The 25,203-nt window shown below is 63.3% G+C and carries 25 protein-coding genes (1 of these 25 cut by a window edge); 17 read left to right on the plus strand and 8 right to left on the minus strand.

The features are described 5' to 3' along the window. Positions 1-2: 2 nt before the first annotated feature. Both B4F07_RS07790 and carA read right to left on the minus strand, forming a co-directional pair. A complete protein-coding gene (locus tag B4F07_RS07790) occupies positions 3-836 on the minus strand; it encodes a ribonuclease E inhibitor RraB (protein ID WP_293698377.1) in 834 nt (277 codons plus the stop codon). Next, positions 836-2,110 (minus strand): glutamine-hydrolyzing carbamoyl-phosphate synthase small subunit, encoded by a 1,275-nt coding sequence (gene carA, locus B4F07_RS07795; RefSeq protein WP_293698380.1) that lies wholly within the window; start codon positions 2,108-2,110, stop codon positions 836-838. The genes B4F07_RS07790 and carA overlap by 1 nt, the downstream gene beginning before the upstream one ends. Positions 2,111-2,241: 131 nt before the next feature. Here carA and B4F07_RS07800 point away from each other — a divergent pair, with 131 nt between their 5' ends. From B4F07_RS07800 to rpoD, 4 genes are all read left to right on the plus strand, one after another. After that, on the plus strand, positions 2,242-2,694 hold the full coding sequence (locus tag B4F07_RS07800) for a GatB/YqeY domain-containing protein (RefSeq protein WP_293698383.1): 453 nt from the start codon (positions 2,242-2,244) through the stop codon (positions 2,692-2,694). Between the two features lie 122 nt (positions 2,695-2,816). Further along, entirely contained in the window at positions 2,817-3,233 is a 417-nt protein-coding gene (locus B4F07_RS07805; RefSeq protein WP_293698385.1) for a GIY-YIG nuclease family protein, read from the plus strand. Then, positions 3,230-5,122, plus strand: coding sequence for a DNA primase (gene dnaG, locus B4F07_RS07810; RefSeq protein ID WP_293698387.1), 1,893 nt, complete (start codon positions 3,230-3,232; stop codon positions 5,120-5,122). Before B4F07_RS07805 ends, dnaG begins: the two co-directional genes overlap by 4 nt. Before the next feature lie 31 nt (positions 5,123-5,153). Beyond that, positions 5,154-7,181 (plus strand): RNA polymerase sigma factor RpoD, encoded by a 2,028-nt coding sequence (gene rpoD / locus B4F07_RS07815; RefSeq protein ID WP_293698389.1) that lies wholly within the window; start codon positions 5,154-5,156, stop codon positions 7,179-7,181. Between the two features lie 97 nt (positions 7,182-7,278). Here rpoD and B4F07_RS07820 read toward each other — a convergent pair whose 3' ends face one another. Next, positions 7,279-7,425, minus strand: coding sequence for a hypothetical protein (locus B4F07_RS07820; protein WP_293698392.1), 147 nt, complete (start codon positions 7,423-7,425; stop codon positions 7,279-7,281). 198 nt (positions 7,426-7,623) lie between these two features. Here B4F07_RS07820 and B4F07_RS07825 point away from each other — a divergent pair, with 198 nt between their 5' ends. The 3 genes from B4F07_RS07825 (at position 7,624) to B4F07_RS07835 (ending at position 9,948) form a co-directional block, all read left to right on the plus strand. After that, positions 7,624-7,920, plus strand: a complete 297-nt coding sequence (locus B4F07_RS07825; RefSeq protein WP_293698395.1) for a PspC domain-containing protein — start codon at positions 7,624-7,626, stop codon at positions 7,918-7,920. 257 nt (positions 7,921-8,177) lie between these two features. Next, a complete protein-coding gene (locus B4F07_RS07830) occupies positions 8,178-8,849 on the plus strand; it encodes a DUF6975 family protein (RefSeq protein ID WP_293698398.1) in 672 nt (223 codons plus the stop codon). A 253-nt stretch (positions 8,850-9,102) separates the two neighbouring features. After that, a complete protein-coding gene (locus tag B4F07_RS07835; RefSeq protein WP_293698401.1) occupies positions 9,103-9,948 on the plus strand; it encodes an AAA family ATPase in 846 nt (281 codons plus the stop codon). Positions 9,949-10,068: 120 nt separating this feature from the next. Here B4F07_RS07835 and B4F07_RS07840 read toward each other — a convergent pair whose 3' ends face one another. Beyond that, positions 10,069-11,466, minus strand: a complete 1,398-nt coding sequence (locus tag B4F07_RS07840; protein WP_293698404.1) for a methyl-accepting chemotaxis protein — start codon at positions 11,464-11,466, stop codon at positions 10,069-10,071. Positions 11,467-11,666: 200 nt separating this feature from the next. Here B4F07_RS07840 and B4F07_RS07845 point away from each other — a divergent pair, with 200 nt between their 5' ends. The 6 genes from B4F07_RS07845 (at position 11,667) to B4F07_RS07870 (ending at position 16,386) form a co-directional block, all read left to right on the plus strand. Beyond that, a complete protein-coding gene (locus B4F07_RS07845; RefSeq protein WP_293698407.1) occupies positions 11,667-12,050 on the plus strand; it encodes a hypothetical protein in 384 nt (127 codons plus the stop codon). Positions 12,051-12,052: 2 nt separating this feature from the next. Beyond that, entirely contained in the window at positions 12,053-12,517 is a 465-nt protein-coding gene (locus tag B4F07_RS07850) for a hypothetical protein (protein WP_293698410.1), read from the plus strand. 75 nt (positions 12,518-12,592) lie between these two features. Continuing rightward, positions 12,593-13,348 carry a CPBP family intramembrane glutamic endopeptidase gene (locus tag B4F07_RS07855; RefSeq protein ID WP_293698413.1) on the plus strand — a complete coding sequence of 252 codons (756 nt, stop codon included), beginning with the start codon at positions 12,593-12,595 and terminating at the stop codon, positions 13,346-13,348. Positions 13,349-13,432: 84 nt separating this feature from the next. Continuing rightward, positions 13,433-14,611, plus strand: a complete 1,179-nt coding sequence (locus B4F07_RS07860; protein WP_293698416.1) for a vWA domain-containing protein — start codon at positions 13,433-13,435, stop codon at positions 14,609-14,611. 118 nt (positions 14,612-14,729) lie between these two features. Next, on the plus strand, positions 14,730-15,536 hold the full coding sequence (locus B4F07_RS07865; RefSeq protein ID WP_293698418.1) for a lipid II flippase Amj family protein: 807 nt from the start codon (positions 14,730-14,732) through the stop codon (positions 15,534-15,536). Next, complete coding sequence (locus B4F07_RS07870) at positions 15,529-16,386, plus strand: DUF817 domain-containing protein (protein ID WP_293698420.1); 858 nt, start codon at positions 15,529-15,531, stop codon at positions 16,384-16,386. Before B4F07_RS07865 ends, B4F07_RS07870 begins: the two co-directional genes overlap by 8 nt. Before the next feature lie 111 nt (positions 16,387-16,497). Here B4F07_RS07870 and B4F07_RS07875 read toward each other — a convergent pair whose 3' ends face one another. From B4F07_RS07875 to B4F07_RS07885, 3 genes are all read right to left on the minus strand, one after another. Next, positions 16,498-17,745, minus strand: a complete 1,248-nt coding sequence (locus B4F07_RS07875) for a M24 family metallopeptidase (protein WP_293698422.1) — start codon at positions 17,743-17,745, stop codon at positions 16,498-16,500. Between the two features lie 138 nt (positions 17,746-17,883). Continuing rightward, positions 17,884-19,086: an exo-beta-N-acetylmuramidase NamZ family protein gene (locus B4F07_RS07880; RefSeq protein ID WP_293698747.1), complete on the minus strand. Its 1,203-nt coding sequence runs from the start codon at positions 19,084-19,086 to the stop codon at positions 17,884-17,886. A gap of 2 nt (positions 19,087-19,088) precedes the next feature. Next, on the minus strand, positions 19,089-19,646 hold the full coding sequence (locus tag B4F07_RS07885) for a DOMON-like domain-containing protein (protein WP_293698425.1): 558 nt from the start codon (positions 19,644-19,646) through the stop codon (positions 19,089-19,091). 32 nt (positions 19,647-19,678) lie between these two features. On the opposite strand from B4F07_RS07885, the gene tyrS reads away from it, so the two are divergent. Continuing rightward, positions 19,679-20,905 (plus strand): tyrosine--tRNA ligase, encoded by a 1,227-nt coding sequence (gene tyrS, locus B4F07_RS07890; RefSeq protein ID WP_293698428.1) that lies wholly within the window; start codon positions 19,679-19,681, stop codon positions 20,903-20,905. Positions 20,906-20,979: 74 nt separating this feature from the next. After that, complete coding sequence (locus tag B4F07_RS07895; RefSeq protein WP_088439277.1) at positions 20,980-21,321, plus strand: PilZ domain-containing protein; 342 nt, start codon at positions 20,980-20,982, stop codon at positions 21,319-21,321. Here the strand turns inward: B4F07_RS07895 and recG are convergent. Beyond that, positions 21,318-23,384 carry an ATP-dependent DNA helicase RecG gene (gene recG / locus B4F07_RS07900; protein ID WP_293698439.1) on the minus strand — a complete coding sequence of 689 codons (2,067 nt, stop codon included), beginning with the start codon at positions 23,382-23,384 and terminating at the stop codon, positions 21,318-21,320. The genes B4F07_RS07895 and recG overlap by 4 nt on opposite strands. A gap of 232 nt (positions 23,385-23,616) precedes the next feature. On the opposite strand from recG, the gene B4F07_RS07905 reads away from it, so the two are divergent. Together B4F07_RS07905 and B4F07_RS07910 are read left to right on the plus strand one after the other, a co-directional pair. After that, a complete protein-coding gene (locus tag B4F07_RS07905) occupies positions 23,617-23,877 on the plus strand; it encodes a succinate dehydrogenase assembly factor 2 (protein WP_293698442.1) in 261 nt (86 codons plus the stop codon). Between the two features lie 257 nt (positions 23,878-24,134). After that, positions 24,135-25,203, plus strand: part of the annotated coding region (locus B4F07_RS07910; RefSeq protein WP_422663582.1) for a CarD family transcriptional regulator (this coding region is incomplete at its 3' end). 554 nt of the annotated region lie beyond the right edge of the window; 1,069 of its 1,623 annotated nt are in view.

The following is a 25,203-nucleotide window of genomic DNA, read 5'->3' on the forward strand; positions in this document are numbered from 1 at the left end:
GATCAGTTTTTCTTCGCGCCAAATAGTTTATCGAAAAAAGAGCGAGGTTTCGCAGGCGGTTCCCGATGGGGAGAAGTGTTGCCGGGCGTCGCGGCGAAGGTTTCCCAGCCGTCATATTCGACGCCACTCTCCTCCGCGAATTCAAGCAGCTGCGGTGTGAGCTCGTGGAAGGTACTGATTTCAGTCCCCATCGTACGGCTCAGGACAACCCCACCGGGGTTATTCAGCCAATGATCGACCTCAAACCCGAGCTTCTCAAGCTTGACTGCCAAAAGCTGGAGTTTGAGCGGTTCGCCGTAAAACCAGAAATCGACTTTCCTTGGGACGTCGGCTTGATTGCCATTCTCTTCAAGAACGCCGATCACCTGTTGATCCCCATCGAGTTGGATATCGAGCGATGTAGGCGTGATAAATTCCCGGTAAGTCGTGAGTTCAAAATCGCACGTGACTTCGATGTCCGCAATTTCTGAGCCGATGCACGAAACAAGTGCGGCTACCTCAACGCCTTTGGCGTGAGCAAAGTAAAGCACGCGCCGCCCATCGCCAGTCACGCTCGCAGTATGAAAACAATGGGGTTGCAAGGACGACAGTGCTCCAATCGCGTCGTCTTCCAACTCATGCAAACCATTGAGGCCGGCCGATGTCGGCAGACCGTTCTCCTGTATGAAGCCCGGTTTCAAGTCGCAGATCACCGCCGATACAGCGTTCAATTTTTCGAAATCGACGATGAAGTCATTTTTCGTGCGCGCACGGACAATCAACGGGTATCCGTCCACAGACTCACGGCTCATCAGCATCCAACGATCTGCCTCGCCCGCAATGGTCATATCCGTCATCACGATTTTGCCAAACCACCCACAAACTTCTCGAACAGATAGAAGCTGTCCTGCGGTCCCGGGCTCGCCTCGGGGTGATATTGCACGCTGAACGCATTTTTTCCCGTAATCGCGATGCCGCAGTTCGATCCGTCGAACAGGCTCTTGTGCGTCTCGACCACGCCGCCCGGCAGGGTCGAAGCATCGACCGCGAAGCCGTGGTTCATGCTGGTGATCTCGACGATGCCGTCGGCAAAGTCGCCGCCGACGCGCTGCACCGGATGGTTCGCGCCGCGATGTCCCTGATGCATCTTCACGGTCTTCGCCCCTGCGGCGAGCGCTAGCAGCTGGTGACCGAGGCAGATGCCAAAGATCGGGACATTGCGTTCGAGCAGCCCCTTGATCACCGGCACCGCATAATCGCCCGTCGCCGCCGGATCGCCGGGGCCGTTCGACAGGAACACCCCCGCGGGGCGCAGCGCGACGATCTCCTCCAGGCTGGTCTTCGCAGGCACCACGGTGACGCGCGCGCCGGCCTTCACCAGGTTGCGGAAGATATTGTCCTTCGCGCCGTAATCGATGGCGACGACGTGGGGTTTTCCAGCTGCACCCTGAATTCCGTTCGTGTCGAGCGAAGTCGAGACACCCTGCGTGGGCGCGCCACCGATGGGCATCTCGACTTCGCTCGATGCGAACGGGGTTTGGTAGCCTTTTCCTAAGGCCCAAACCCCGGCATCCCAAGCCCCCTGCCGCTCGCGCGTCACGGTCTTGGCGAGGTCCATGCCCTCCAGCCCCGGCCAGCCCTGCGCGAGCATCAGCAGCTTATCAAGGTCGAATTTGCCCTCGGGGCTGTGCGCCACCACCCCGGTCGGCGCACCGCCATCGCGGATGCGGCGGGTCAGCGCGCGGGTATCGATGCCGGCAAGCCCGATCAGCCCCTGCGCCGCCATCCATTCGGGGAGCGTCTGGACGCTGCGGAAATTGCTGGGCAGCGTCGGCAGCTCGCGCGTCACGCACCCGATCGCGGCGCGTTTGTCGCGCTCCATATCGTCAGGGTTCGCGCCGACATTGCCGATGTGCGGAAAGGTGAAGGTGATGATCTGGCCCGCATAGCTCGGGTCGGTCAGGATTTCCTGATAGCCGGTCATCGCTGTGTTGAAACAAATCTCGCCCACCCCCGCACCGGCCGCGCCATAACCGACGCCCCACAGGACGGTGCCATCGGCAAGAACGAGGACGCCGGTCGCGCCATCGGGCTGGGCAACAGGCGCGGCAGAGGGGTTGGCAGGTGCCATTCAACATGCTCCGGACGGGGGGCTAAACGGCCGATCAAGTAGGCAGCAAAAAAGTGATTCACAAGCTATCGAATTTGGAATCTTGGCGCTAGAGAGGGCCTTTCCGAAATTTGCAGCGCATGGGGACACGTATGATTCGTGATGACATCAAGGCTGCGCAGGTCGCCGCGATGAAAGCCGGCGACAAGGCGCGGCTCGGCACCATCCGGCTGATGCTGGCCAAGATCAAGGACAAGGACATCGAACTGCGCACCGGCACCGCGCCGGCCGACGACGATGTGCTGGTCACCGACGTCTTGCAGAAAATGGTCAAACAGCGCCGCGAATCGATTGCGATGTACGAACAGGGTGGGCGGCAGGAACTGGCCGACATCGAGGCGGCCGAGGTGGTCGTGATCGAAGATTTCCTGCCCGCGCAGCTTTCGGATGATGAGGCGCAGGCCGCGATCAAGGCGATTGCGGCGGAGCTGGGCGCGGAAAGCCTGAAGGATATGGGCAAGGTGATGGCGGCGGTGAAGGAACGCCATGGGTCCGAGCTGGACATGAGCAAGGCGAGCGGGTGGGTGAAGGCGGCTTTGAGCTGACCGCGCCAAAAGATCGACCTCCCTTTCCCGTTCGTGTCGAGCGAAGTCGAGACACCCATCGGCATAGCACCAGCGCGATAGGCGTCTCGACTTCGCTCGACGCGAACGGGTAGAGGAGTGGGATGGCGTTCTGGACCTACATCCTGCTTTGTGCCGATGGGCGCTACTACACCGGGCATACGGATAATCTTGAATATCGGATCGGCCAACATCAATCGGGCCAAATCGAAGGTTTCACCTCGTCGCGCCTGCCCGTGCGCCTGATGTGGTCGCAGGATTTCGCTACACGATACGAGGCATTGGACGCCGAAATGCGGATCAAGAAATGGTCGCGCGCGAAAAAGGAAGCACTGATCAGAGGTGATTGGAACGAAGTGAGCCATTGCGCGAAACCGCCTAAAGAACGCCCCTCCCATCCCGTTCGAGTCGAGCGAAGTCGAGACACCTTGCGGGATAGCGCCACGCCGATGGGTGTCTCGACTTCGCTCGACACGAACGGAAATGGGGTATTCGCCAAGGATCGGGAGGGGGATAGTTGACCCTCACCCCGCAATGGCTGGACGAACTGCGCGCGCGCGTCACCCTCTCGACCCTCATCGGGCGGACGGTGAAGGTCACCCGCGCGGGCCGCGAGTACAAAGCCTGCTGCCCCTTCCATAACGAAAAGACGCCCAGCTTCACGATCAACGACGAAAAGGGCTTCTACCACTGCTTCGGCTGTTCAGCTCACGGCGACGCGATCCGCTGGATGACCGACCAGCGCGGGCTGTCGTTCATGGACGCGGTCAAGGAACTTGCCGCCGAGGCCGGCATGGAGGTGCCCGCCGCCGACCCACGCGCTGCGAAAAAGGCCGAGGAGGCGGCAAGTCTGCGCGATGTCGTCCAAGGCGCTGCCGACTGGTTCACCCAGCAGCTCGACAGCAGCAACGGCGCCCCGGCGCGCGATTATCTGGCCAAGCGCGGCATATCCGACCCGACGCGGCGCGCCTTCGGCTTCGGCCTCGCCCCCGACAGCCGCAGCGCGCTGAAGGAAGCGCTCAAGAAATTCCCCACTGCGATGCTGGTGGAATCGGGGATGCTGATCGCGGTCGACGACAAGGAACCCTACGACCGGTTCCGCGGCCGCCTGATGATCCCGATCCGCGATGCGCGCGGGCGGGTGATCGCGTTCGGCGGGCGCATATTGGGCGATGGCGAGCCCAAATATCTGAACTCGCCCGACACGCCATTGTTCGACAAGGGGCGTGTCCTTTACAATATCGACAAGGCCTCGCCCGCGTCGCGGCAGACGAACCGGATCATCGTCGTCGAAGGCTATATGGACGTTATCGCGCTGGCCGAGGCGGGGATCGCCGACGCGGTCGCGCCGCTCGGTACCGCGCTGACCGAGGCGCAGCTCGGGCTGATCTGGCGGATGGTGCCGGTGCCGGTGCTGTGCTTCGACGGCGACAGCGCGGGACAGAAGGCGGCGATGCGCGCCGCGATGCGCGCGCTCCCCCTCCTCCGTCCGGGCTTCAGCCTCGCGTTCGCGGTGCTGCCCGCTGGCCAAGACCCCGACGACATCGTCCGCGCCCGCGGTGCCGAGGGCTTTACCGCATTGCTGGATGAGGCGCAGCCGCTGGTCGAGCGATTGTGGACGCATGAAGTTGCCGCCGGACCGCTCGCCACCCCCGAGGAACGCGCCGCGCTCAAGACCCGCTTGCTCGCCCACGCCGACGCCATCGAGGATGCCGACGTCCGCCATCATTATCGCGAGGCGTTCCGCGAGCGATTGGACATGCTGTTTGCGCGCAAACAGCCCGAGCGCGGCCCGCGCGTGCCATGGGCGCCGCAGCCGCAACGCGGCGGATTCGGCGGAGGGGGGCGCCGCTTCGGTCCCGACCCGCGGCTGCAACCACCGGTCGATGAAGCACGATCGATCGGCAAGATCGGCATTGGCGGCCATTATGCCGCAGCTTTGATCGCCGGATTGCTGCGTTATCCCGCCGCGATCCGGCGCCATGAAGAGGCGCTGACGCGGCTCGCGGTCGCCGATTCCGGCGACGCCGAACTGCTCCGCGTCATGCTTGACAACGCGGGAGGCCAAGAAGGGCTTGATTGCGAGGGGTTGCTTGCCATATTGGAGCCAATGAAAGTGTATAATAGGGCGACGACATTGCTCAGAGCCGACGGAATGCACTTCTCGTTCAATCGCAGGCTTGACGGCGAAGAGGTTGATGCAGCGCGGGAAACGGCGCTTCGCGACCTGGATGAATATATCGGCGTGCTGGTGACCCAGCCTGAAATTCGCACCCGGCTTGCCGAAGCCACCGCGGATTACATGCGCACGATGGACGACGAAGGCCATGCGCGGCAGCAAAAGCTGCGCGCGATGGACGAGGAATTGACCCGCCGCCTGGCCGCGCTGTCCGACAGCAGCCCAGGCTGACCCACTGATTGCCCCTTTGGCAGGAACAAATATGGCCACCAAGAACACCGCCGCCGAAACCGAAGCCGATACCGACGGCCCGCTGATCGACCTGAACGAGGCCGACGTCAAAAAGCTGATCGCACGCGGCAAGAAGCGCGGCTATTTGACCTATGACGAGCTGAATGCAGCGCTGCCGCAGGACGAAATGTCGTCCGAGCAGATCGAGGACATCATGTCGGCGATTTCCGACATGGGCATCAACATCGTCGAAAGCGACGAGGATGTGCAGGAAGAGGCCGACGCCGAACCCGACGATGAAGTCGATGTCAGCGCCGGCACCGGTTCGGTGTCGAACCCGGCGATCGAAAAGAAGAAGGAAACGGTCGATCGCACCGACGATCCCGTTCGCATGTACTTGCGCGAAATGGGCGCGGTCGAGCTGCTCAGCCGCGAGGGTGAAATCGCGATTGCGAAGCGCATCGAGGCGGGCCGCGACACGATGATCCTGGGGCTGTGCGAAAGCCCGCTGACCTTCAACGCGATCATCGAATGGTCGAACGCGCTGAACAACGGCGACATGCAGCTGCGCGAGATCGTCGATCTGGAAGCGATGCTGTCGAAAGACCCGGCGCCCGAAAATCTGGAAGAAGAAGGCGCGGAGGACGACGGCGAAATCAGCGAAAAGACCGCCGGCGTCTCGTTCAAGGACGAGGATGAGGTCGAGGAAGAGCCCGCCGCCGACGCCGACGAAGAGGATGGCGAAAGCTCGTCGGGCAAGCGTGAAAGCTTCGAGGAAGACGAAGAAGACAATACGCTGAGCCTCGCGGCGATGGAAGAATTGCTCAAGCCCGACGCGCTGGAGAAATTCGCCAACATCACCAAAAGCTTCAAGGCGTTTTCGAAGCTGCAGGAAACGCGGCTCGACGCGCTGTCGACCGCGGGTGAATTCCCCGCGGCGTCGGAAAAGAAATATCACAAGCTGCGCGAGGAGCTGACCGCGCAGGTCGAGAGCGTGCAGTTCCACAATACCAAGATCGAATATCTGGTCGATCAGCTGTACAGCTATAACCGCCGCCTGACCGCGCTGGGCGGCCAGATGCTGCGCCTCGCCGAGCGCCACAAGGTGCCGCGCAAGGCGTTCCTGGACAATTATGTCGGGCGCGAGCTGGAAGAAAACTGGATCGACGGCGTCGGCAAGATCGACAAGAAATGGGCGGCGTTCGCCGAGAATGAAGCCAGTGCGGTCGACCGCATCCGCATCGAGATTTCGGAAATCGCGCAAGCCGCGGGCATGAGCCTGACCGAATTCCGCCGTGTCGTGAACATGGTCCAGAAGGGCGAGCGCGAAGCGCGTATCGCCAAGAAGGAAATGGTCGAAGCGAACCTGCGGCTCGTGATCTCGATCGCCAAGAAATATACGAACCGCGGGCTGCAGTTCCTGGATCTCATTCAGGAAGGCAATATCGGCCTGATGAAGGCGGTCGACAAGTTCGAGTATCGCCGCGGCTACAAGTTCAGCACCTATGCGACCTGGTGGATCCGTCAGGCGATCACCCGCTCGATCGCCGATCAGGCGCGCACGATCCGCATCCCGGTCCACATGATCGAGACGATCAACAAGCTGGTCCGGTGCAGCCGCCAGTTCCTCCACGAAAGCGGCCGCGAGCCGACGCCCGAGGAAATGGCCGAGCGTCTGTCGATGCCGCTCGAAAAGGTCCGCAAGGTGATGAAGATCGCCAAGGAGCCGATCAGCCTTGAAACGCCGATCGGCGATGAGGAAGATTCGCATCTGGGCGATTTCATTGAGGACAAGAATGCCGTCATCCCGGTCGATGCCGCGGTGCAGTCGAACCTGAAAGAAACGGTGACCCGCGTTCTGGCCTCGCTCACCCCGCGTGAGGAGCGTGTGCTGCGCATGCGTTTCGGCATCGGCATGAACACCGACCATACGCTGGAGGAAGTCGGCCAGCAGTTCAGCGTGACCCGCGAACGCATCCGCCAGATCGAGGCGAAGGCGCTGCGGAAGTTGAAGCACCCGTCGCGCAGCCGCAAGATGCGGTCGTTCCTCGACCAGTAAGCGCGGATCGCGAACGAGGATATCAAGGGCGGTTCGGCAACGGGCCGCCCTTTTTTATATCCGTCATCCCAGCGCAGGCCGGGATCTCAACGTCTCGTCAGTGCGCGATGGCGAGATCCCGGCCTGCGCCGGGATGACAAAAAAGGATCCAATGCTGCACCGCACAATTATTTCGCCCCATCCTCTTTAAATCTTCATATTTCAACGCCAGATAGCCGTCGTCACGCGATACGGCGCGCTTCATCAAGGGTTCAGGCGCGGCCCATCAAATGGCAATAATTCCCAACCAATGGGAATGGGTTAAAGGTCCAGAGCGGGCGGTTCATCGTAACCGACCCCATAAAGCTCGGATTTTCGGGGGTTGCTGAAACTGGCACGGCCTTTGCGACGCATAGGGCATCGGCGCGGGGCAGTGCTCGCCGCCCAAGAGAAAGACAAGACGATGGGAAACGAAACGACCAACCTCTTCCGCCGCCGCGACACTTTTTTTGGGGTCTGCGAGGCCGTTGGCCAGGATTTTGGCTTTAACCCGCTGTGGCTGCGGCTTGCCTTTGTCGCGCCGATCTTCTTTTTCCCGGTCCAGACCTTCATCGGCTATTTCGTCCTTGGCGCCGTAGTGCTGGCATCGCGCCTGTTGTTTCCGGCCAAGGCGGTCGCGACCGATGCTCCGGCGCTGCCCGCGGTCGAAGCCCCAGCGCAGCCCAGCGAAAAGGCCGAGGAGTTTGCGCTCGCTGCTTAAGCCAAATTGGCCGGACAATTTCTCTCCCCGAATCCGGCCTTCCCGCGCAGATGGCACCCAACCGGCGCCATCGATGGAACCGGCAAGCTTCCCCCGGGGCTTGCCGGTTCCTTTGCATTTGTCCCTGCGTGAAACAGGCACCGGTACAAATCAATGCGCGCCCATAAACGCGACGTTTACGACGTTGCCCTATGACTGGCCTTTGACATTCCACCGGCCTGGCCCTTACGGCCCGCGCCACAGGCGAGGAACCCGCGTTGAGCCAATCGACCCAGCCCCTGCAGCAGCCGCGCGGCGCCGCCGAAATGCTCGACTCGCTGGTCGCCAGCGGCGGCACCGGCGCGCACCCGCACGTCCGCGCGGGCGCCTTGTCGAGCGGCCCTGATGCCATGCGCAACCTGGCCGATGCGGTTCATTTCCTGTGCCTGCTCCATGGTCGCCATCCCGGCGTGATCGACAATGCCGCGCGCAAGGCAGTCGATCCCGCATCGCGGCAATGGATGGACGAGGCCGCCGACGCTTTTGTCCAGGAACGCGCCTTTCTGACCAAGGTCGCATCCGCGGTCGGGCCGGTGCCGAGCACGCGGGGCCAGGCGCAATGCGAGGCCGCGGTCGCCGCACAGCGCAAGGCGATCGACATGCTGTCCGAATCCGACCGCCACGGCTGCGCGGTCGGCGCCGCGATCGCGCTGACGCTCGACTGGCGGACGATCCGCGTGCTGCTCGATATCAGCGCCCAGCGACTCGACATGGCGCCGCCGACCTGCACCCTACCCGACCTGCGCGAAACCGCGCGGCTGGCCGGGGCCGTCGCCAGCAGCCCCGCTGTCGAACGTGCGATGATGTTCGGCGCGCAGCAGCTGATCACCCAGCACAGCGGCTTGTGGGATCTGATGGCGGCGCGCGCGGCGAGCCGGGCAATTAGCTGAATCCAATCCTCCCTGTGGCGAAGCCATGGGGAGGTGGCAGCGCGAAGCGCTGACGGAGGGGCTATAGCGCAACCGTCGCAAAGCCCCTCCACCATTCGCTTCGCGAACGGTCCCGCTGGCGCTACGCGCCGTCTGCGACTCCCCCATCGCTGCGCGACAGGGAGGATCTTACGACGCCTTCGGCTTGCACGCTCCCCCTCCCCTCGCTATGCCCGCGCTTGATTGACGTTCACGTTAAGGGAAAGAAGAGCCCATGCGTTTCGATGGAACCAGCGCCTATATCGCCACTGCAGACCTGAAAGTCGCGGTAAACGCCGCAACGCTGCTGCGCCGCCCGCTGCTGGTGAAGGGCGAACCCGGCACCGGCAAGACCGTGCTGGCCGAGGAAATCGCGAAAGCCTTTGATGCGCCGCTGATCACCTGGAACATCAAATCGACGACCAAAGCGCAGCAAGGCCTGTACGAATATGATGCGGTCGCCCGCCTGCGCGACGGCCAGCTCGGAGAAGAGCGCGTCCACGACATCCGCAACTATATCCGCAAGGGCAAATTGTGGGAGGCGTTCACGTCGCCCAAGCTGCCCGTGTTGCTGATCGACGAGATCGACAAGGCCGATATCGAATTTCCGAACGACCTGCTCCAGGAACTCGATCGCATGGCGTTCCACGTCTATGAGACCGACGAGACGATCACCGCGAAGGAACGCCCGATCGTCGTCATCACGTCGAACAATGAAAAGGAACTGCCCGACGCCTTCCTGCGCCGCTGTTTCTTCCATTACATCAAATTCCCCGACCGCGACACGATGGCGGCGATCGTCGATGTGCATTTCCCCGGCATCCAGAAGACACTGGTCAGCCGCGCGATGGATATTTTCTACGAAGTGCGCGACGTGCCGGGGCTCAAGAAAAAGCCCTCGACCAGCGAGCTGATCGACTGGCTCAAGCTGCTGCTTAACGAGGACATGCCGCTCGAAGTCCTGCAGAACCGCGACGTCGGCAAGGCGATCCCGCCGCTGCATGGCGCGCTGCTCAAGAATGAGCAGGATGTGATGCTGTTCGAAAAGCTGGCGTTCATGGCGCGGAGGCAGGGGAGCTGAAGGCGTCCCCACGCCTACCTCCGTTTGTGTCGAGCGAAGTCGAGACACGCGAACGCAGCGTCAGACGTATCTCGACTTCGCTCGATACGAACGGATCGAGTGGGCCGATACCCCGGAGACTTAAAGCTGGTACGCCACCTCGACGTCGCCCCAGCGGCGGCCGTTGATCACCACCGGCGTATAGCAATTGCGCACCGTGACATAATTGGTGCCGTCGCCCTCCTGGCGATAGACCGCCATGAAGAACGGCGCGTTGCTGCGCTTTGCGGCCTTGTCGGTTTCGTCGAACAGGATGCGGCCGTTGCGGCAATAAGCGGTGTCGTGGGCAACGTCGCCAGTCGGCGCGCGCGAACATGCGGTGATGTGCGTCGGCAGGAAGCCATTCATGTCACCCGCGGACGACATCTTCACTTCGGGATGGTTAGCGACGATATCGTCGAACAGCGGCCGCCAATTGGCATCGGCCCAATCACATAGGGTCGTGCGGAAGCGTTCGGGGTTCGACCCCGGAACGCGGACATAATTGGTGTCGAACAATTGCTCCATCGTCAGTTCGCCGTTCGCGAGCGCGCGCTCGGCGATCGCCACGAATTTGTCGCGCACCTTGGCCGCCAGTTCGACAACTGCCGAATCCTGCGGGCTGACCCCGGCCGAAATGACCGCGTTAAACATGCGGTTCGACACATACTCCATCGACAGGATCGACGTGCGCGTATCTTCCAGCGTCGCGCGGTTATCGCGCACCGATCCGACAACGCGATCGACCGCTTCGCGAACCTTCGCGCCGTTCGCGTGGACCATCGCGCTCGATTGCGCGATGCGGTCGCTCTGATCGTCGAGCAGCGCGACAAGGTGCGTCGCGTCGTGCAGCGCGTCGGTGATCGTTTCGAACTGCACCTCTGCCCGGCTTGATTGTTCGACCCCGGCCTGGATTTCGGTGACCAGCCCGCTGGCCTCGGCGGCCAGACTGCCGATGCTGCGGCGGATTTCGTCGGTCGCGCCGCGGGTGTTCTGCGCCAGCTTTTTCACTTCGGCGGCAACCACGGCAAAGGTGCGACCGGCATCGCCCGCGCGTTCAGCCTCGATCGCGGCATTGAGCGCCAGCATGTTGGTTGTCTTGGCGATCGCCTCGATCGACTGGCTGACCTGCTGCACCTGCGCCATCACCGCGGCGAAATTGGTGACATGCGTGCCGAGCCGCGCGACAAGGTCGATCACCGAACGAAATTCGGTGACCGCGGCATTGACGCGCTCGGCCCCGGCGTCGAGCTGTTCGCACGCGCGCGCCGACAGCAGCTTTGCTTCATCGGTCGAATCGGCGATCTGGCGCTGGTCCGATTCCAAGCTGACGACAAATTCCTCAAGGCGGCCAAGCTCTTCGATCTGGTGGTCCATCTGATCGGTCGAGCGCTTGATACGCCCCGCCGCCTCGCTGCATCCGACCGCGAGTTCCCCGCAGTCGCTGGCGACCGACTGGTCGAGCAACGGAGCCGACGGATTGATCGGATCGAATTTCATTGGCACCCCACGTTGGAATAATCTGCGGGTGATGCCGGATAATGGTTAACGGGGGGTCAATAGCAGCGGCGGTGTCGACCCTGCCTAAGCGAGCCTCTGCGTGAATATGGTTAACGGATGATCCCACACCAAATATCGTACGCTTTCAATTTCGCCCGATTTATGTTCTATTCGGCGCGCAACAATAGGGGTCCGGTGTCATGCTGCGTTCCAGGTTCCTTGCGGCTGCCGTGGTCGCCGCGCTCATCATTCCCGCACCGGCCTATGCCAAACGCCATGACGATTGGCACCGCGACCACCACCATGACCGCGATCATGATGGGGACGCAGCGGCAGGCGTCGCGCTCGGCATCGGCCTGATCGGCATTGCCGCCGCAATTTCCGCCAAGAAAAAACGCAAGGCCGAGGAGCAGCGCAACGAATATCGCTACGGCTATGGCAACAGCTATGGCAGCGACTATTTCTCGCCCGCTCCCGATGTCAGCTGTTATCGCGGTGAGCGGCGCTGCTTCGTGCGCGGACAATTTTCCTATGAATGGACCGACCGCCAATTCTCCTATGATCCGTACCGCAGGGGATATTGACCATGATGCTGCGCACCCTGTCGCTCGCCGCCGCACTTGTATTTGCGCCCTGTGCTTTAGCGCAGGCCCCGGCCCCCACCGCTTCGCCCTCGGACGCCATCAATATGGATCTGGCGGTGACCGACGCGATCCGCACCATGCTCGATGGGACGTTCGATGAAGGGCATATCGCAATGCTGCAATCGCTCGGCCACCAGAAAGCGGTGGCCGCGACATGCCCCGGATTCGAGCTTGATCCACGCGCCTTCGCGAACGAATTCAACCTCATCTACGACGACACGATGGGCAAGCCGCGCGCCCTGAATGCCGGTCAGCGGGTCGAACTGGACCGCAAGGCCACCTTCGCGCTCGGCATGGCGTTCGGCGCCCAGATTGCTATCGCCGCGAATGATCATTCGTCCTTCTGCCAAGCCGCGACGCAGGAGCGGTCGGGTGGCAAAGTGGCGCATCTGGTCTGGGCCAAGTAGGCACGCTACCCGATCAGGCGCGGCGATTTCAGCGCGTGGATAACCCACCATAGTCGCAGACAGGGTGATGCCGATATGCGGATCAAACCAACACTCGGTGCGGCGATCTGCGTCTATCTGATCTACAGCGCGATAATTTTCGCCACTTGGGGCTTTGTCGGGGCGCGCTACACCAACATGGTGTCGGCCGAGGTTGCGCTGACCAGCCTGGTGCTTCCGCTCGCGCTCGGCACGGTCTTTCTCGCGGCCGCAGTGAGTTGGCTGGGTTGGTGGAAGCCGGCGCTGAAGGAGGAGTGCCGCGGCGGCCCGCGCTGGGCGCTCGCGCTTGTATTGATCGGCATGATCGGGATGGTCGTCGTGAACGGCGGCGCCGCAAACTGGTCGGGTTTTTCGCCGACGCACCTTCTGATGCTGGTCGCCGCGGGGGTGATGGTTGGATTCAATGAGGAGTTGCTGGCGCGCGGCGTGATCGTCACCGGCGCGCGCGGGTCGACCACGAAGGAACACTGGGTATGCGTCTGGTCGTCGATCCTGTTTGGCGCGATGCACATCCCAAACGCCCTGTTCGGCATTCCGCTTTACGCGAGCCTGCTGCAGTTCGTCTTCGCTTCACTGATGGGCGCGGCATTCTATGTTTTGCGCCGGGTCAGCGGCGGCATTTGGCTGCCGATGCTGATGCATGGGGCGTGGGATTTTGCATCATTCAGCGCACAGGCATCGGGACAGTCGGCCGCGCTGTCACCGGTGTTTCAGTTCGGCACCTATCTGGCCGCGGTGATCGCGGTGGTGGCCGTGCTGCATCACGAACGGCGGATGCACGCGCCCGCCTGATCGGTCGGCGCGCCAACTTCACGCGTCGCTTTCCGTTTACGTAAAGGGATTGCACCCCACGCCGCGACGCGATAACCCTCCCCCATGTTTTTCGGCTTCCTCGACGAGCTTCGCGCTGCGGGCATTCCCGCCAGTCTGAAAGAGCATCTGATGCTGCTGGAGGCGCTCGACCGCGAGGTGATCGACCGCAGCCCCGAGCAATTCTATTACCTCAGCCGCGCGATCTACGTGAAGGACGAAGGCCTGCTCGACCGCTTCGACCAGGTGTTCAACAAGGTCTTCAAGGGGATCATTTCCGATTACGGTCAGAACCCGGTCGATGTCCCCGCCGACTGGCTGAAAGCGGTCGCGGAGAAATTCCTGACGCCCGAGGAAATGGCCGCGATCGAATCGCTCGGCGACTGGGACAAGATCATGGAGACGCTGAAAGAGCGGCTCGAAGAACAGCAGAAGCGCCACGAGGGCGGCAGCAAGTGGATCGGTACCGGCGGCACGTCGCCGTTCGGCAATTCGGGCTATAATCCCGAGGGCGTCCGCATCGGCGGCGAGAGCAAGCACAAGCGTGCGCTGAAAGTGTGGGAAAAGCGCGAGTTCGCCAATCTGGACAACACCAAGGAGCTTGGCACTCGCAACATCAAGATCGCGCTGCGCCGCCTGCGCAAATTCGCGCGCGAGGGTGCGGCGGACGAGCTCGACATTCCGGGCACGATCGACGGCACCGCGCGGCAGGGCTGGCTCGACATCCGGATGCGCCCCGAACGGCGCAATGCGGTCAAGCTGCTGCTCTTCCTCGACGTCGGCGGGTCGATGGACCCGTTCATCAAGCTGTGCGAAGAATTGTTCAGCGCCGCGACGACCGAATTCAAGAACCTCGAATTCTTCTATTTCCACAATTGCCCCTATGAAGGCGTGTGGAAGGACAACAAGCGCCGCTGGTCCGAACGCCACCAGATGTGGGACATTCTCCACAAATATGGCCATGATTATAAGGTGATCTTCGTCGGCGACGCGTCGATGAGCGCCTATGAAATCACCCATCCGGGCGGCAGCGTCGAACATTTCAACGAGGAATCGGGCGCAGTCTGGCTCCAGCGGATCACCAAAGTCTATCCCGCCGCGGTGTGGCTGAACCCGGTGCCCGAGGCGCATTGGGGCTACACCCAGTCGGTGAAACTGATCAAACAGCTGATGAACGACCGCATGTATCCGCTGAGCCTGTCGGGACTGGACGATGCGATGCGCGAGTTGACGCGCAAGCATTGAGCGAGACGGCCTGATTAGGCCGTGACGATTTCACGCCGATCCCCTAATCCCGTTCGTGTCGAGCGAAGTCGNNCTTCGCTCGACACGAACGGATTTCAGAAGTTCCGCTAGGCGCCTCATGATCGACCTCCCCCTCGTCACCATCCTGCTGCTCACCGGCTTCATCAACCTGATCGGCGCGCTGGCTTATGCGGCGCGGATCGCGGGGGTGCGGACGCGGCGGATTGCGATGTCGTTCGCGCTGTTCAACATCCTCGTGCTCTTTTCACGCACCTCGAACAGCTTCCTCGGTCCTTTCCTCGCCAAGCGGATCGAAACGCGGCTGCATGACGGCAGCGGCGCGTCGCTGTTTATCGATATGCAGCTGGTGCTCGCCGCGGCGAGCGTCACAACCTTGCTCGGTATCCTGCTCGTCCCCACCGGACAGCGGATGTTTGCCGCCGCAATCGGCTGGTATCAGACCAACCGTTCCACGACAAAGCTGGCGGTCAAGGCGGTGAGCCCCAGCGGGCTGCGCACCTTGGGCCGCTCGCTGACCTTCCCGAGCCTCGCGCACCTTAAAAGCTGGAAGATGCCGAAAGGGATCAGCTGGGGCGTGCTGATCGCCAATTGCCTCGCGCAATCGCTGCTCGCCGTCGGCGTCGTCGCGTCGCTCTACGCCGGCTATCTGGCGCCCGAATTCCGCGTCACCGCATCGCAGCTGTCGGCGCTGATCAACGGTTTTGCGACGATCCTCCTCTTCGCCTTCATCGACCCGCAACTGTCGGTGATGACCGATGATGCGGTCGAGGGCAAAGTCGACGAGGCCGAGTTCCGCCGCGCGATCACCTTCATCTCGCTGAGCCGCCTCGCCGGTACGATCCTCGCGCAGGCGCTGCTACTACCCGCTGCGCTGCTGATCGCGTGGGTTGCCGTTTATGTCTGACGCGCCGCGCGGCCAGTCGCGCTTTCACGCCGTTCGGATGCGGCTGGAGGCGATGGCGGTCACGCCCGGGCCGCGCGGCTGGTTCCTCGAATTCCTCGTCTTCGGGTTCAAGCAAGGCTGGGCGTGCCTGTTCGGCGGGCTGATGCTCGCGCTGCTGCTGGGCACGCACCTTTTCTGGCCCGCCGATGCGCCGCTGCACCGCTATGATGCGATCACGATCGGCGCGGTGCTGATCCAGCTCGGGATGCTCGCCTTCCGGCTCGAAACGCCGAAGGAAGCGCTGGTGATCCTGATCTTCCACATCGTCGGAACGGTGATGGAGCTGTTCAAGACCGCTGCCGGGTCGTGGCAATATCCCGAGGCGAGCCTGCTCCACATCGGCGCGGTGCCTTTGTTCTCGGGCTTCATGTACGCCGCTGTCGGCAGCTATAGCGCGCGCGTGTGGCGCATCTTCGACTTTCGCTACACGGGTTATCCGCCCGCGTGGACCAGCTATGCGCTGGCCGCCGCAATCTACGTCAATTTCTTCGCGCACCATTGGTTGTACGACATCCGCTGGTTCCTGTTCGCGGCGACCGCGCTGCTGTTCTGGCGCTGTCAGGTTTGGTTCCGGCCGCTGCATGTCCATCGCCGAATGCCGTTATTGGTCGGCTGGGGGCTGGTGGCGCTGTTCATCTGGTTTGCGAAGAATATCGGGACGTTTGCGCGCGCTTGGACCTACCCTAGCCAGGACGATGGCTGGCATATGGTGGGCTTAGAAAAGCTCGGCAGCTGGTATTTGCTGATGATCATCTCGTTCGTGCTGGTCAGCCTGGTGCAGCGGCCGAGGGGGCCGGACGCAGCCCCCTGATCCGTTCGCCCTGAGCTTGTCGAAGAGCTGTTCATTCTTTGCACGTCGCCAAGAAAAGGACGGTGCTTCGACAAGCTCAGCACGAACGGGTTTTGCCGAATCCGTTTGTAGTTACCCGAACGGCCGATCAATCGACGGCGGCGGTTCGCTGAACCATTTCGGGCCGCTGTCGGTCATGTAGAAACAATCCTCGAGCCGGATCCCGAACTCGCCCGGGATATAGATGCCGGGTTCGTTCGAGAAACACATACCCGGCGCCAGCTTCGTCGTCTCACCGCGCACCAGATTGACCGGCTCATGCCCGTCGAGCCCGATGCCATGGCCAGTTCGGTGCGAGGTGCCGGGGAGTTTATAGTCCGGTCCCCAGCCGAGGCCCGCGTAATAGGCGCGTACCGCGTCATCGACCTTGCCTGCCGGCGTGCCGAGTTTCGCCGCGGCAAAGGCAACATCCTGCCCCTTGCGCATCTGGTCCCACACCTGCCGCTGGCGCGGGGTGGCTTTGCCATAAACGAACGTCCGCGAAATGTCGGATTGATAGCCATGCACGGTCGCGCCGCAGTCCATCAGAACGACCTCACCGTCCTTCACCGCCTGTGGTTTGCCCGACCCGTGCGGATAGGCGCTCGCTTCGCCGAGCAGGATCAGCTCGAATTCGCTCTTGCCGCCCAGCGCTTTTGTCGCCGCAGCCATGATCGCGCCGATCTGGTCGGGGGTCATCCCCACCTCGATGCGCGGCGCGGTGTGGCGATAGGCGGCGAGCGTGATGTCGTTCGCGACCTGCATCAGCGCGATTTCGGCGGGCGACTTGTGCATCCGGCAGCCGCGCACCACCGGCGCGCCGTTGACGACCGTCGCGTTCGGCATCGCCTTTTCCAGCCCGTCGACCGCGAAATAGCGCACCGTTTCCTCGACGCCGATCCTGCCCTTGGTCAGCCCGCGCTTACCCAGCCAGGCGGCGACCGCGGCGAGCGGATTGTCATCCTCGTTCCAGGTCAGAACCTCGGCTTCGACGCCGAGCGACTCGCGCACCGACGGCTCTTCGAAAAAGGGGGTGACGACCGCCAGCTCGCCCTCGCGCGTCAGTACCGCGGCGGTGAGGCGCTCGCTGCGCGACCAGCGCACTCCGGTGAAATAGATCAGGCTCGACCCGGGCTCGATCAGCAGCGCGTCCATATCGTTCGCGCGCAGCAGCTGGGTCGCCTTGGCGAGCCGCGCCACCCGCTCTGCCTTGCCGATCGGAACCGCCTTGGCGGCCAGATTGGGAAGACCGGCGGTATCGGCGGCCCAGGCCGACAAAGGCAGGGTTGCCGCCAGTCCGCCTAAGGCCGCAGTACCGAGAAATTGCCTGCGTTGGATCATTTCAATCTCACCAAATTCTTCGCCTAACCTCAAACCCGTTCGTCCTGAGCTTGTCGAAGCACCGTTGTTCACTTCAACGTCGAAAAGAAAGGGCGGTCCTTCGACAAGCTCAGGACGAACGGGGCCAGGAGTTCTGGATCAATAAATCAAAAAGTCGGCAATCTCGTCCCGCCACGCCGCCTCATCAGGCTGCGCCAAGGCATCCAGATCGCCCGCATCCGCGATCGCATCATCGACCCACAGCCGCAGATCGGGGCCGCCGTTGATGACATCGATTGCCAGCACATCGTCGGTATATTCATATTTGAAATCAGTGCCGCGCCAGATCGGATACTCGGGATAGAGCGAGCGGATCGCCTTGAACCCCAGCGCCTGCACCCGCCAGGGCTGGAACGCGGCATCGTCGTACCACGGCCCTTCGGCGTGGATATGGACGCCGCTGCACAGTTGCCCCACATGTTTGTGAAAGGTCGGCTGAAACCAGATGTCGCGCAGCTTGCACCCCGTCAGCCAGTGCGGCGCGAGGCGGTGCATTTCGGCGATCACCGCCTTGGCATCGATATCGGGGGCGCCGAAAAGTTCGAGCGGGCGGGTCGTACCGCGGCCTTCGCTGAGCGTTGCGCCCTCGACCATCACGGTGCCGGCGTAGGCGCGCGCCATGTTGACGTTTGCGGCGTTGGGACTGGGGTTGATCCACACGCGGTCGCTGGGCCAGCCATAGCCCGGACCGGACTGCGGCGCCCAGCCTTCCATCTCGATCACGCGGTAATCAACGTCGAGGCCGTAGTGAAGGATGAACCAGCGCCCCATTTCGCCCATCGTCAGCCCATGCCGCATCACCATCGGCGCCGCGCCGACGAAGCTTTCCCAGCCGGGGCGGAGCAAGGTACCCTCGACCGGGCGCCCCGCCGGGTTCGGACGGTCGAGCACCCACACCGCCTTGCCATGCTGCGCCGCGGCCTCGAGCATGTAGAGCAGGGTCGTCACATAGGTGTAGATACGGCAACCGAGATCCTGAAGGTCGATCAGCACGACGTCGAAGGTGTGCATCGACTGGCCGGTCGGACGGCGCACCTCGCCATAAAGACTGAAGCACGGAACGCCGTGAACCGGGTCGGTGAAGTCGGGCGACTCCATCATATTGTCTTGCAGGTCGCCGCGCACCCCATGCTGCGGCCCGAACACCGCGGTAACATTTACCCCCGCGGCGACAAGCGCGTCGAGGCTGTGGGTCAGGCCAGCGGTGACCGAGGCGGGATGCGCGAGCAACGCGACGCGTTGGCCCTCAAGCGGTTTACGCAGCGCAGGGTCGGCGAGCAGGCGATCGATACCGAATGTCATCGTCATGCCGCGCCCGGTGCCGCAAGCGTGAGCGCAAAGCAATCGGGATGGTGAAAATCGGGTTTGCCGGGTGGATGCGCGAGCGCCCAATAGCTTTTGGTGCCGTCCAGCTCTTCGATCACCGCCGACAGAGCGAGTTTCGACCCGGTGTCGGGAAATATCCCCGGTTCGACGCGCAGCGCATAGTGCGCATCGCTGCGTTCGGCGACCATCTCCCACGGCGCGAGCTCGTCGGGGCGGAGCAGCGAGCGATAATCGTCGAACTGGTAACAGGCCCAGCGGCCGTCGGGGGCATAGTTGAATTCGGTATAGTCGGGCTGACCCTCCTCGGTCAGGAACGCCTCGAAACAGGTGCCTTGCCACAATCCGTCGGTCGCGCTGTCGGCGATGACGAGCTGGCCGTCGCCCGGCGGCAGCACGATGTCACCCACCGCGCCGTCGACAATATAGCGCAGCGCAAAACCGTCGTCGAAGGATAGCGTGATTTCGACCGCGACCGACCGCACCGTTCGGGCCGGGGTGTCGGGGTGGCAGACCAGCGATTTGCGAATGCTATCCAAAACCCGAACCCCATGCTAAGCGCCCGCCCGCTATGACGAACCACAAATCCGACCTGCTGCGCGTCCTCGATCAACGAGGCTATATCCACCAGATGACCGACGCGGAAGGGCTCGATGCACTTGCGGCGAAACAGGTCGTCCCCGGATATATCGGTTTCGACGCAACCGCGCCCAGCCTGCACGTCGGCAGCCTGGTCCAGATCATGATGCTGCGCCGTCTGCAACAGACGGGGCACAAGCCGATCGTGCTGATGGGCGGCGGGACGACGCGGATCGGCGATCCGACCGGGCGCGACGAAAGCCGCAAGATGCTGTCGGACGAGACGATCGCGGCGAACATCGCGTCGATCTTCAGCATCTTTCAGCAGTTCCTGACCTTTGGCGACGGCCCGACCGACGCGGTGATGGTCAATAATCAGGACTGGCTGGGGAAGCTGGGTTACATCGAGCTGCTGCAGGAAGTCGGCACGCATTTCACGATCAATCGGATGATGACGTTCGATTCGGTGAAGTTGCGGCTCGAGCGCGAACAGCCGATGACCTTCCTCGAATTCAATTACATGATCCTGCAGGGCTATGATTTCCGCCATTTGTCGAAGGAGATGGGGGCGCGGCTGCAGATGGGCGGGTCGGACCAGTGGGGCAATATCGTCAATGGCATGGAGCTGGGCCGCCGGATGGACGGCGCCGACCTTTACGGCCTGACGACTCCGCTGCTGACCACCGCGGCGGGCGCCAAAATGGGCAAAACCGCTGCTGGGGCGGTGTGGCTTAATCCCGAACAACTGTCCCATTTTGACTATTGGCAGTTCTGGCGCAATTGCGACGACCGCGACGTTGGCCGCTTCCTGAAACTGTTCACCGACCTGCCGCTCGACGAGATCGCGCGATTGGAAGCGTTGGGCGGCGCCGAGATCAACGAGGCGAAGAAGATACTGGCGAACGAGGCAACCGCACTGTGTCGCGGCGCGGATGCCGCGCGCACCGCTTCGGAGACCGCCGCGCAAACCTTTGAAAAGGGGCAGATTGGTGGCGACTTGCCGCAAGCTGTCGCGCCCGTCGAGGGGATCAACGTCGTCGATGCGCTCCGCGAACTGGGCTTCGCCGCGTCGAACAAGGAAGCGCGGCGCAAGCTCGACGAAGGCGCAGTCAAGGTCGATGGCGTCGTCATTCGCGACCCGCACCACCTGATCTTACCCGGCACCGATCCGGTGCCGCTGAGCCTCGGCGCGAAAAAACATGGCCTTGTGACGCGGTAAGGCGCAGAATCGCGTTTACCCAATCTTCAGCATTCGAGTGGATTTTCATGCCCAAACCAACAAGGTCCACAAAAATGCGCAAGATCGATACCAGCAAGGCCCATTATGTCGGCCTCGACCAGCGAATTGCTCCGCGTAGCGACGTCTATGTCCGCTTGCCCTTCGTCATGCCCGACGGACGGCAGGAAATGTGCACCTGCGTCAACATCAGCGCCGACGGTATGCTGATGCGCTTCGAACGCGGGCTCGAAATCGGCGACCTCGTCGTGTTCCGCATGCCGATCATCGGCCGCACCGCGGCGAAGGTCGTGTGGTCGCTCGGCGGCAAGACCGGTGTCCAGTTCGACAAATCGATCGCGGTCGAAGATTATCTGCCGATGATCCGGGCCATGGGCGCGCGAGCGGACCTCAACTAGCCACTCCGCAGCAGCGGCACCGCCGCATCGCGCTCGAACAGATAGAGGCAGTGCCGCACCGCCTCGCCGCGCGCGCCGTCCATGCCGCCGTCGCGTTCGACGAACAGTCGCGCGTCGTCGTGCGCCACCGGTAATAACCGCACCAGTTGCTCGGCGCTCGCCAGCCTGTAATCGGCGTCACCCGACTGCTTGAGCCCGAGCAACTCGCCGCCGCCGCGCAGTTCCAGATCCTTCTCCGCAATCACGAACCCGTCATTGGTCTCGCGCATCAACGCCAATCGTTCGCGCGCGGTTTCGGACAGGTTTTGCGAACGCAGCAACAGGCACACCGATTTCGCCGCGCCGCGCCCGACGCGCCCGCGCAGCTGGTGGAGCTGCGCAAGGCCAAAGCGATCGGCATGCTCGACGATCATCAGGCTGGCGGCGGGAACATCGACCCCGACCTCGATCACCGTCGTCGCGACCAGCACCCCGATTTCACCCGCCTGAAATCGTGCCATGACGTCATCCTTGTCCGGCCCCTTCATCCGGCCATGGACCAGCCCGACGCGATCAGCGCCCAACCGCTCGCGCAGCAGCGCCGCGCGGTCCTCGGCAGCGGCAAGCTCGCTCATCTCGCTCTCGGCGACCAGCGGGCAAACCCAATAGGCCTGCGCCCCGGTGGCCAGATGGCGCTCCAGCCCGCCGACCACCTCATCGAGCCGGTCGACCGACACGACGCGGGTATCGACCGGGGTGCGCCCCGGTGGCATCTCGTCGATCCGCGACACGTCCATCTCGCCATGGTTGGCGAGTTGCAGCGTGCGCGGGATCGGGGTCGCGGTCATCACCAGCAGGTGCGGCGGGCGCGCCGCCTTCTGGGTCAGCATCAGCCGCTGCGCAACGCCGAAACGATGCTGCTCATCGACCACCACCAGCGCCAGATCGCGATACGCCACCGCATCCTGAAAGATCGCATGGGTGCCAACCAAGATGTCGATGCTGCCGTCGGCCAGACCCATCAGCGTCGATTCGCGCACCCGCCCCTTGTCGCGCCCGGTCAGGATCGCGATGTTCACGGGCAGCCCCGCGAGCATGGCCTGCAAGGTCGCGAAATGCTGGCGCGCCAAAATCTCCGTCGGCGCGAGCAGCGCCGCCTGCGTCCCCGCCTCGACCGCCGCCAGCATCGCGCGCAGCGCGACCAGCGTCTTGCCCGACCCGACATCGCCCTGCAGCATCCGCAGCATCGGCGTCTCGCGGCCCATGTCGGCGGCAATCTCGCGCCCCACCCGCTCCTGCGCCCCGGTCAGCCCGAACGGCAGTCGTAGCGCGCCGATCAGCCGCCCGTCGCCGACCACTGCGCGCCCCTTGCGCTTGCGCAGCCCTTCGCGGATCAGCATCAGCGCAACCTGGCTGGCGAAAATCTCGTCATAGGCCAGCCGGTCGTGCGCCGCGGCGTCGTACGGGCTGGCATGCGCGCGCGCCAACGCCTCGCGCCAGGCGGGCCAGTTGCGGCTGGTCAGCAGCGGCCCGTCGATCCATTCGGCGAGTTCGGGGCGCCGTTCGAGCGCGATCTCGACCAGCTGCGTCAGCCGTGCGTTGGTCAGGCCTTCGGTCAGCGGATAGACCGCCTCGCTCGTGGCAATCGGCTCCTCGCTGTCCGGTTCGCTGACATGGTCGGGATGGACGATCTGGCGCATCTCGCCATAGGTATCGAGCCGTCCCGACACCTGCCGCGGTTCGCCGAGCGGGAACAGCTTTTTCGCCAGCCCCGATGTGCGCCCGAAATAGACGAGCCGGACATGATCGCCCGCGGCGTCGAATGCATCGACGCCGAAGGGCGCGCGCGGACTGCGGCCCGACCGGTAGTCCTGTGCGGTCAGCGTGATGATGATCTGCTGCCCCGGCTGGGCATCGTCGAGGCGGTCGACCGGATGGCGCTGAACCAGTCCGGTCGGCAGGTGGAACAGCACATCGACGACGCGCTCCAGCCCGAGGCGGGCCAGCGGCTTGGCGAGTTGCGGCCCGACGCCTTTCAGGTCGGTGAGCGCGGCAAAGAGCGGATTGAGGATTTCGGGTCGCATGGCTCATCGTGTCTAACGCTGACCGCGCAAAGTTACACCCCCTCTCCCCTTGCGGGAGAGGGCAGCGAGACTTACGAGCCTGCTCGTTAGTCGCAGCGGGTGAGGGGTATGCGCTTGCAAAGCAAGCGCGCGCTCGCCATGCGAGCGCTAACCCTCATCCAACTTCGCCTAGCCGCCAAGCGGCAAGGCTCCGTATCCTTCTCCCGTCAAGGGAGAAGGGAAAGAGAAACAGATGACCGACCGCCTCAAACGCCTGAAATTCCGCGCCTGGCACCGCGGCACGCGCGAGGCCGACTATATGATCGGCGGCTTTTTCGACCGCTATGCCACGACGTGGGGCGAGGCCGAGATCGCCTGGTTCGAGATCGTCGTCGAGGAAGACGACGTCGACATCATGGCATGGGCGCTGGGCACCGGTGAGCCACCCGCGCATCTGAACCGTCCCGAAATGATCGCCGCGATGCGCCGCCTGGACTATATCCCGCTGCCATGACCGTTCCTGCCGCCGACATCTTCGCCGCAATTGGGTCGGCAGCGGCCCCGCTGACGCTCGCGCGAGCCGCCGACGGCTTCCTGCCGCTGCTGCTCGCCGATCTGGCGCGCGCCAGCGGCAAGCGGCTCGTCTATGTCGCGACCGACGACACGGCGATGCAGGCGATAGCCGACGCCGCGCCCTTCTTTGCTCCCGACCTCGTCGTCCACCGCTTCCCCGCTTGGGATTGCCTGCCCTATGACCGCGCGGGTCCGTCGATGCGCGTCAGCGCCGATCGGCTGGCGACGCTGTCGGCGTTGCAACAGCCTGCGAAACGCGGCGAGCTGCTCCTCACCACCGTCGCGGCGATCACCCAGCGCACGCTGACCCCGTTCCGTATCCGCCAGCTTGCGACCACGCTCGCCGCAGGCCAACGGATCGACCGCGATGCGCTGGCCGAGCTGCTCGTCGCAAACGGCTTCAGCCGCGTCGATACCGTCGCCGATCAGGGCGAGTTTGCGGTGCGCGGCGGTATCCTCGACCTGTTCCCGGCGGGCGAGGAAACCGGGCTGCGGGTCGATTTCTTCGGCGACGAGATCGAAAGCATCCGCCGGTTCGACCCCGCCGACCAGCGCAGCCTTGGCCCCGCCAAGGCGCTGCAACTGCTCCCCGCCGCCGAAACCTTGCTCGACCAAGACACGATCAAGCGCTTTCGCTCGTCCTATCGCGACCTGTTCGGGGCGCAGGCGACCGGCGATCCGCTGTATCAGGCGGTCAGTGAGGGGCGGCGACAGGCGGGCATGGACCATTGGTTGCCGCTGTTCGAGGAGCGGCTGGCGACGCTGTTCGACCATATCGACCTCGCGACCCCGGTGCTGCGCGGGCACCGCAGCGAAGCCACCGCCGAGACGCGCTTTGCCGCGATCACCGATTATCATGCGAACCGCGTCGCAGCGGAAAAGGAATCGACCGGCAGCTATCGCCCGCTCGCACCCGAGACGCTGTATTGGACGGAGAGCGAATGGGCGAGCGCGACGACGAACCGCCCGATCCACATCATCACCCCGTTCGACGTCGCGCCGTCGCCGACCGTCATCGACCTTGAAACCTTTGCCGCGCGCGATTTCACCCCCGAACGTGCTGCTGACCTCAACATTTATGACAAGGTCGCCGATCATCTGAGCGACGAACGCCGCAAGGGGCGACGCACGATCATCGCCAGCTATTCGGCTGGCGCGCGCGATCGCCTGGCGGGGTTGCTGCGCGAGCATGGCGTGACGGGGCTGGTGCAGGCAGAGACTTGGCAGGAGGCACTCGGTTCAACTTCCGTTCGTGTCGAGCGAAGTC

The organism is Sphingopyxis sp. UBA6723 (assembly GCF_002454115.1).
In the GTDB taxonomy this organism is placed as follows: Bacteria; Pseudomonadota; Alphaproteobacteria; order Sphingomonadales; family Sphingomonadaceae; genus Sphingopyxis.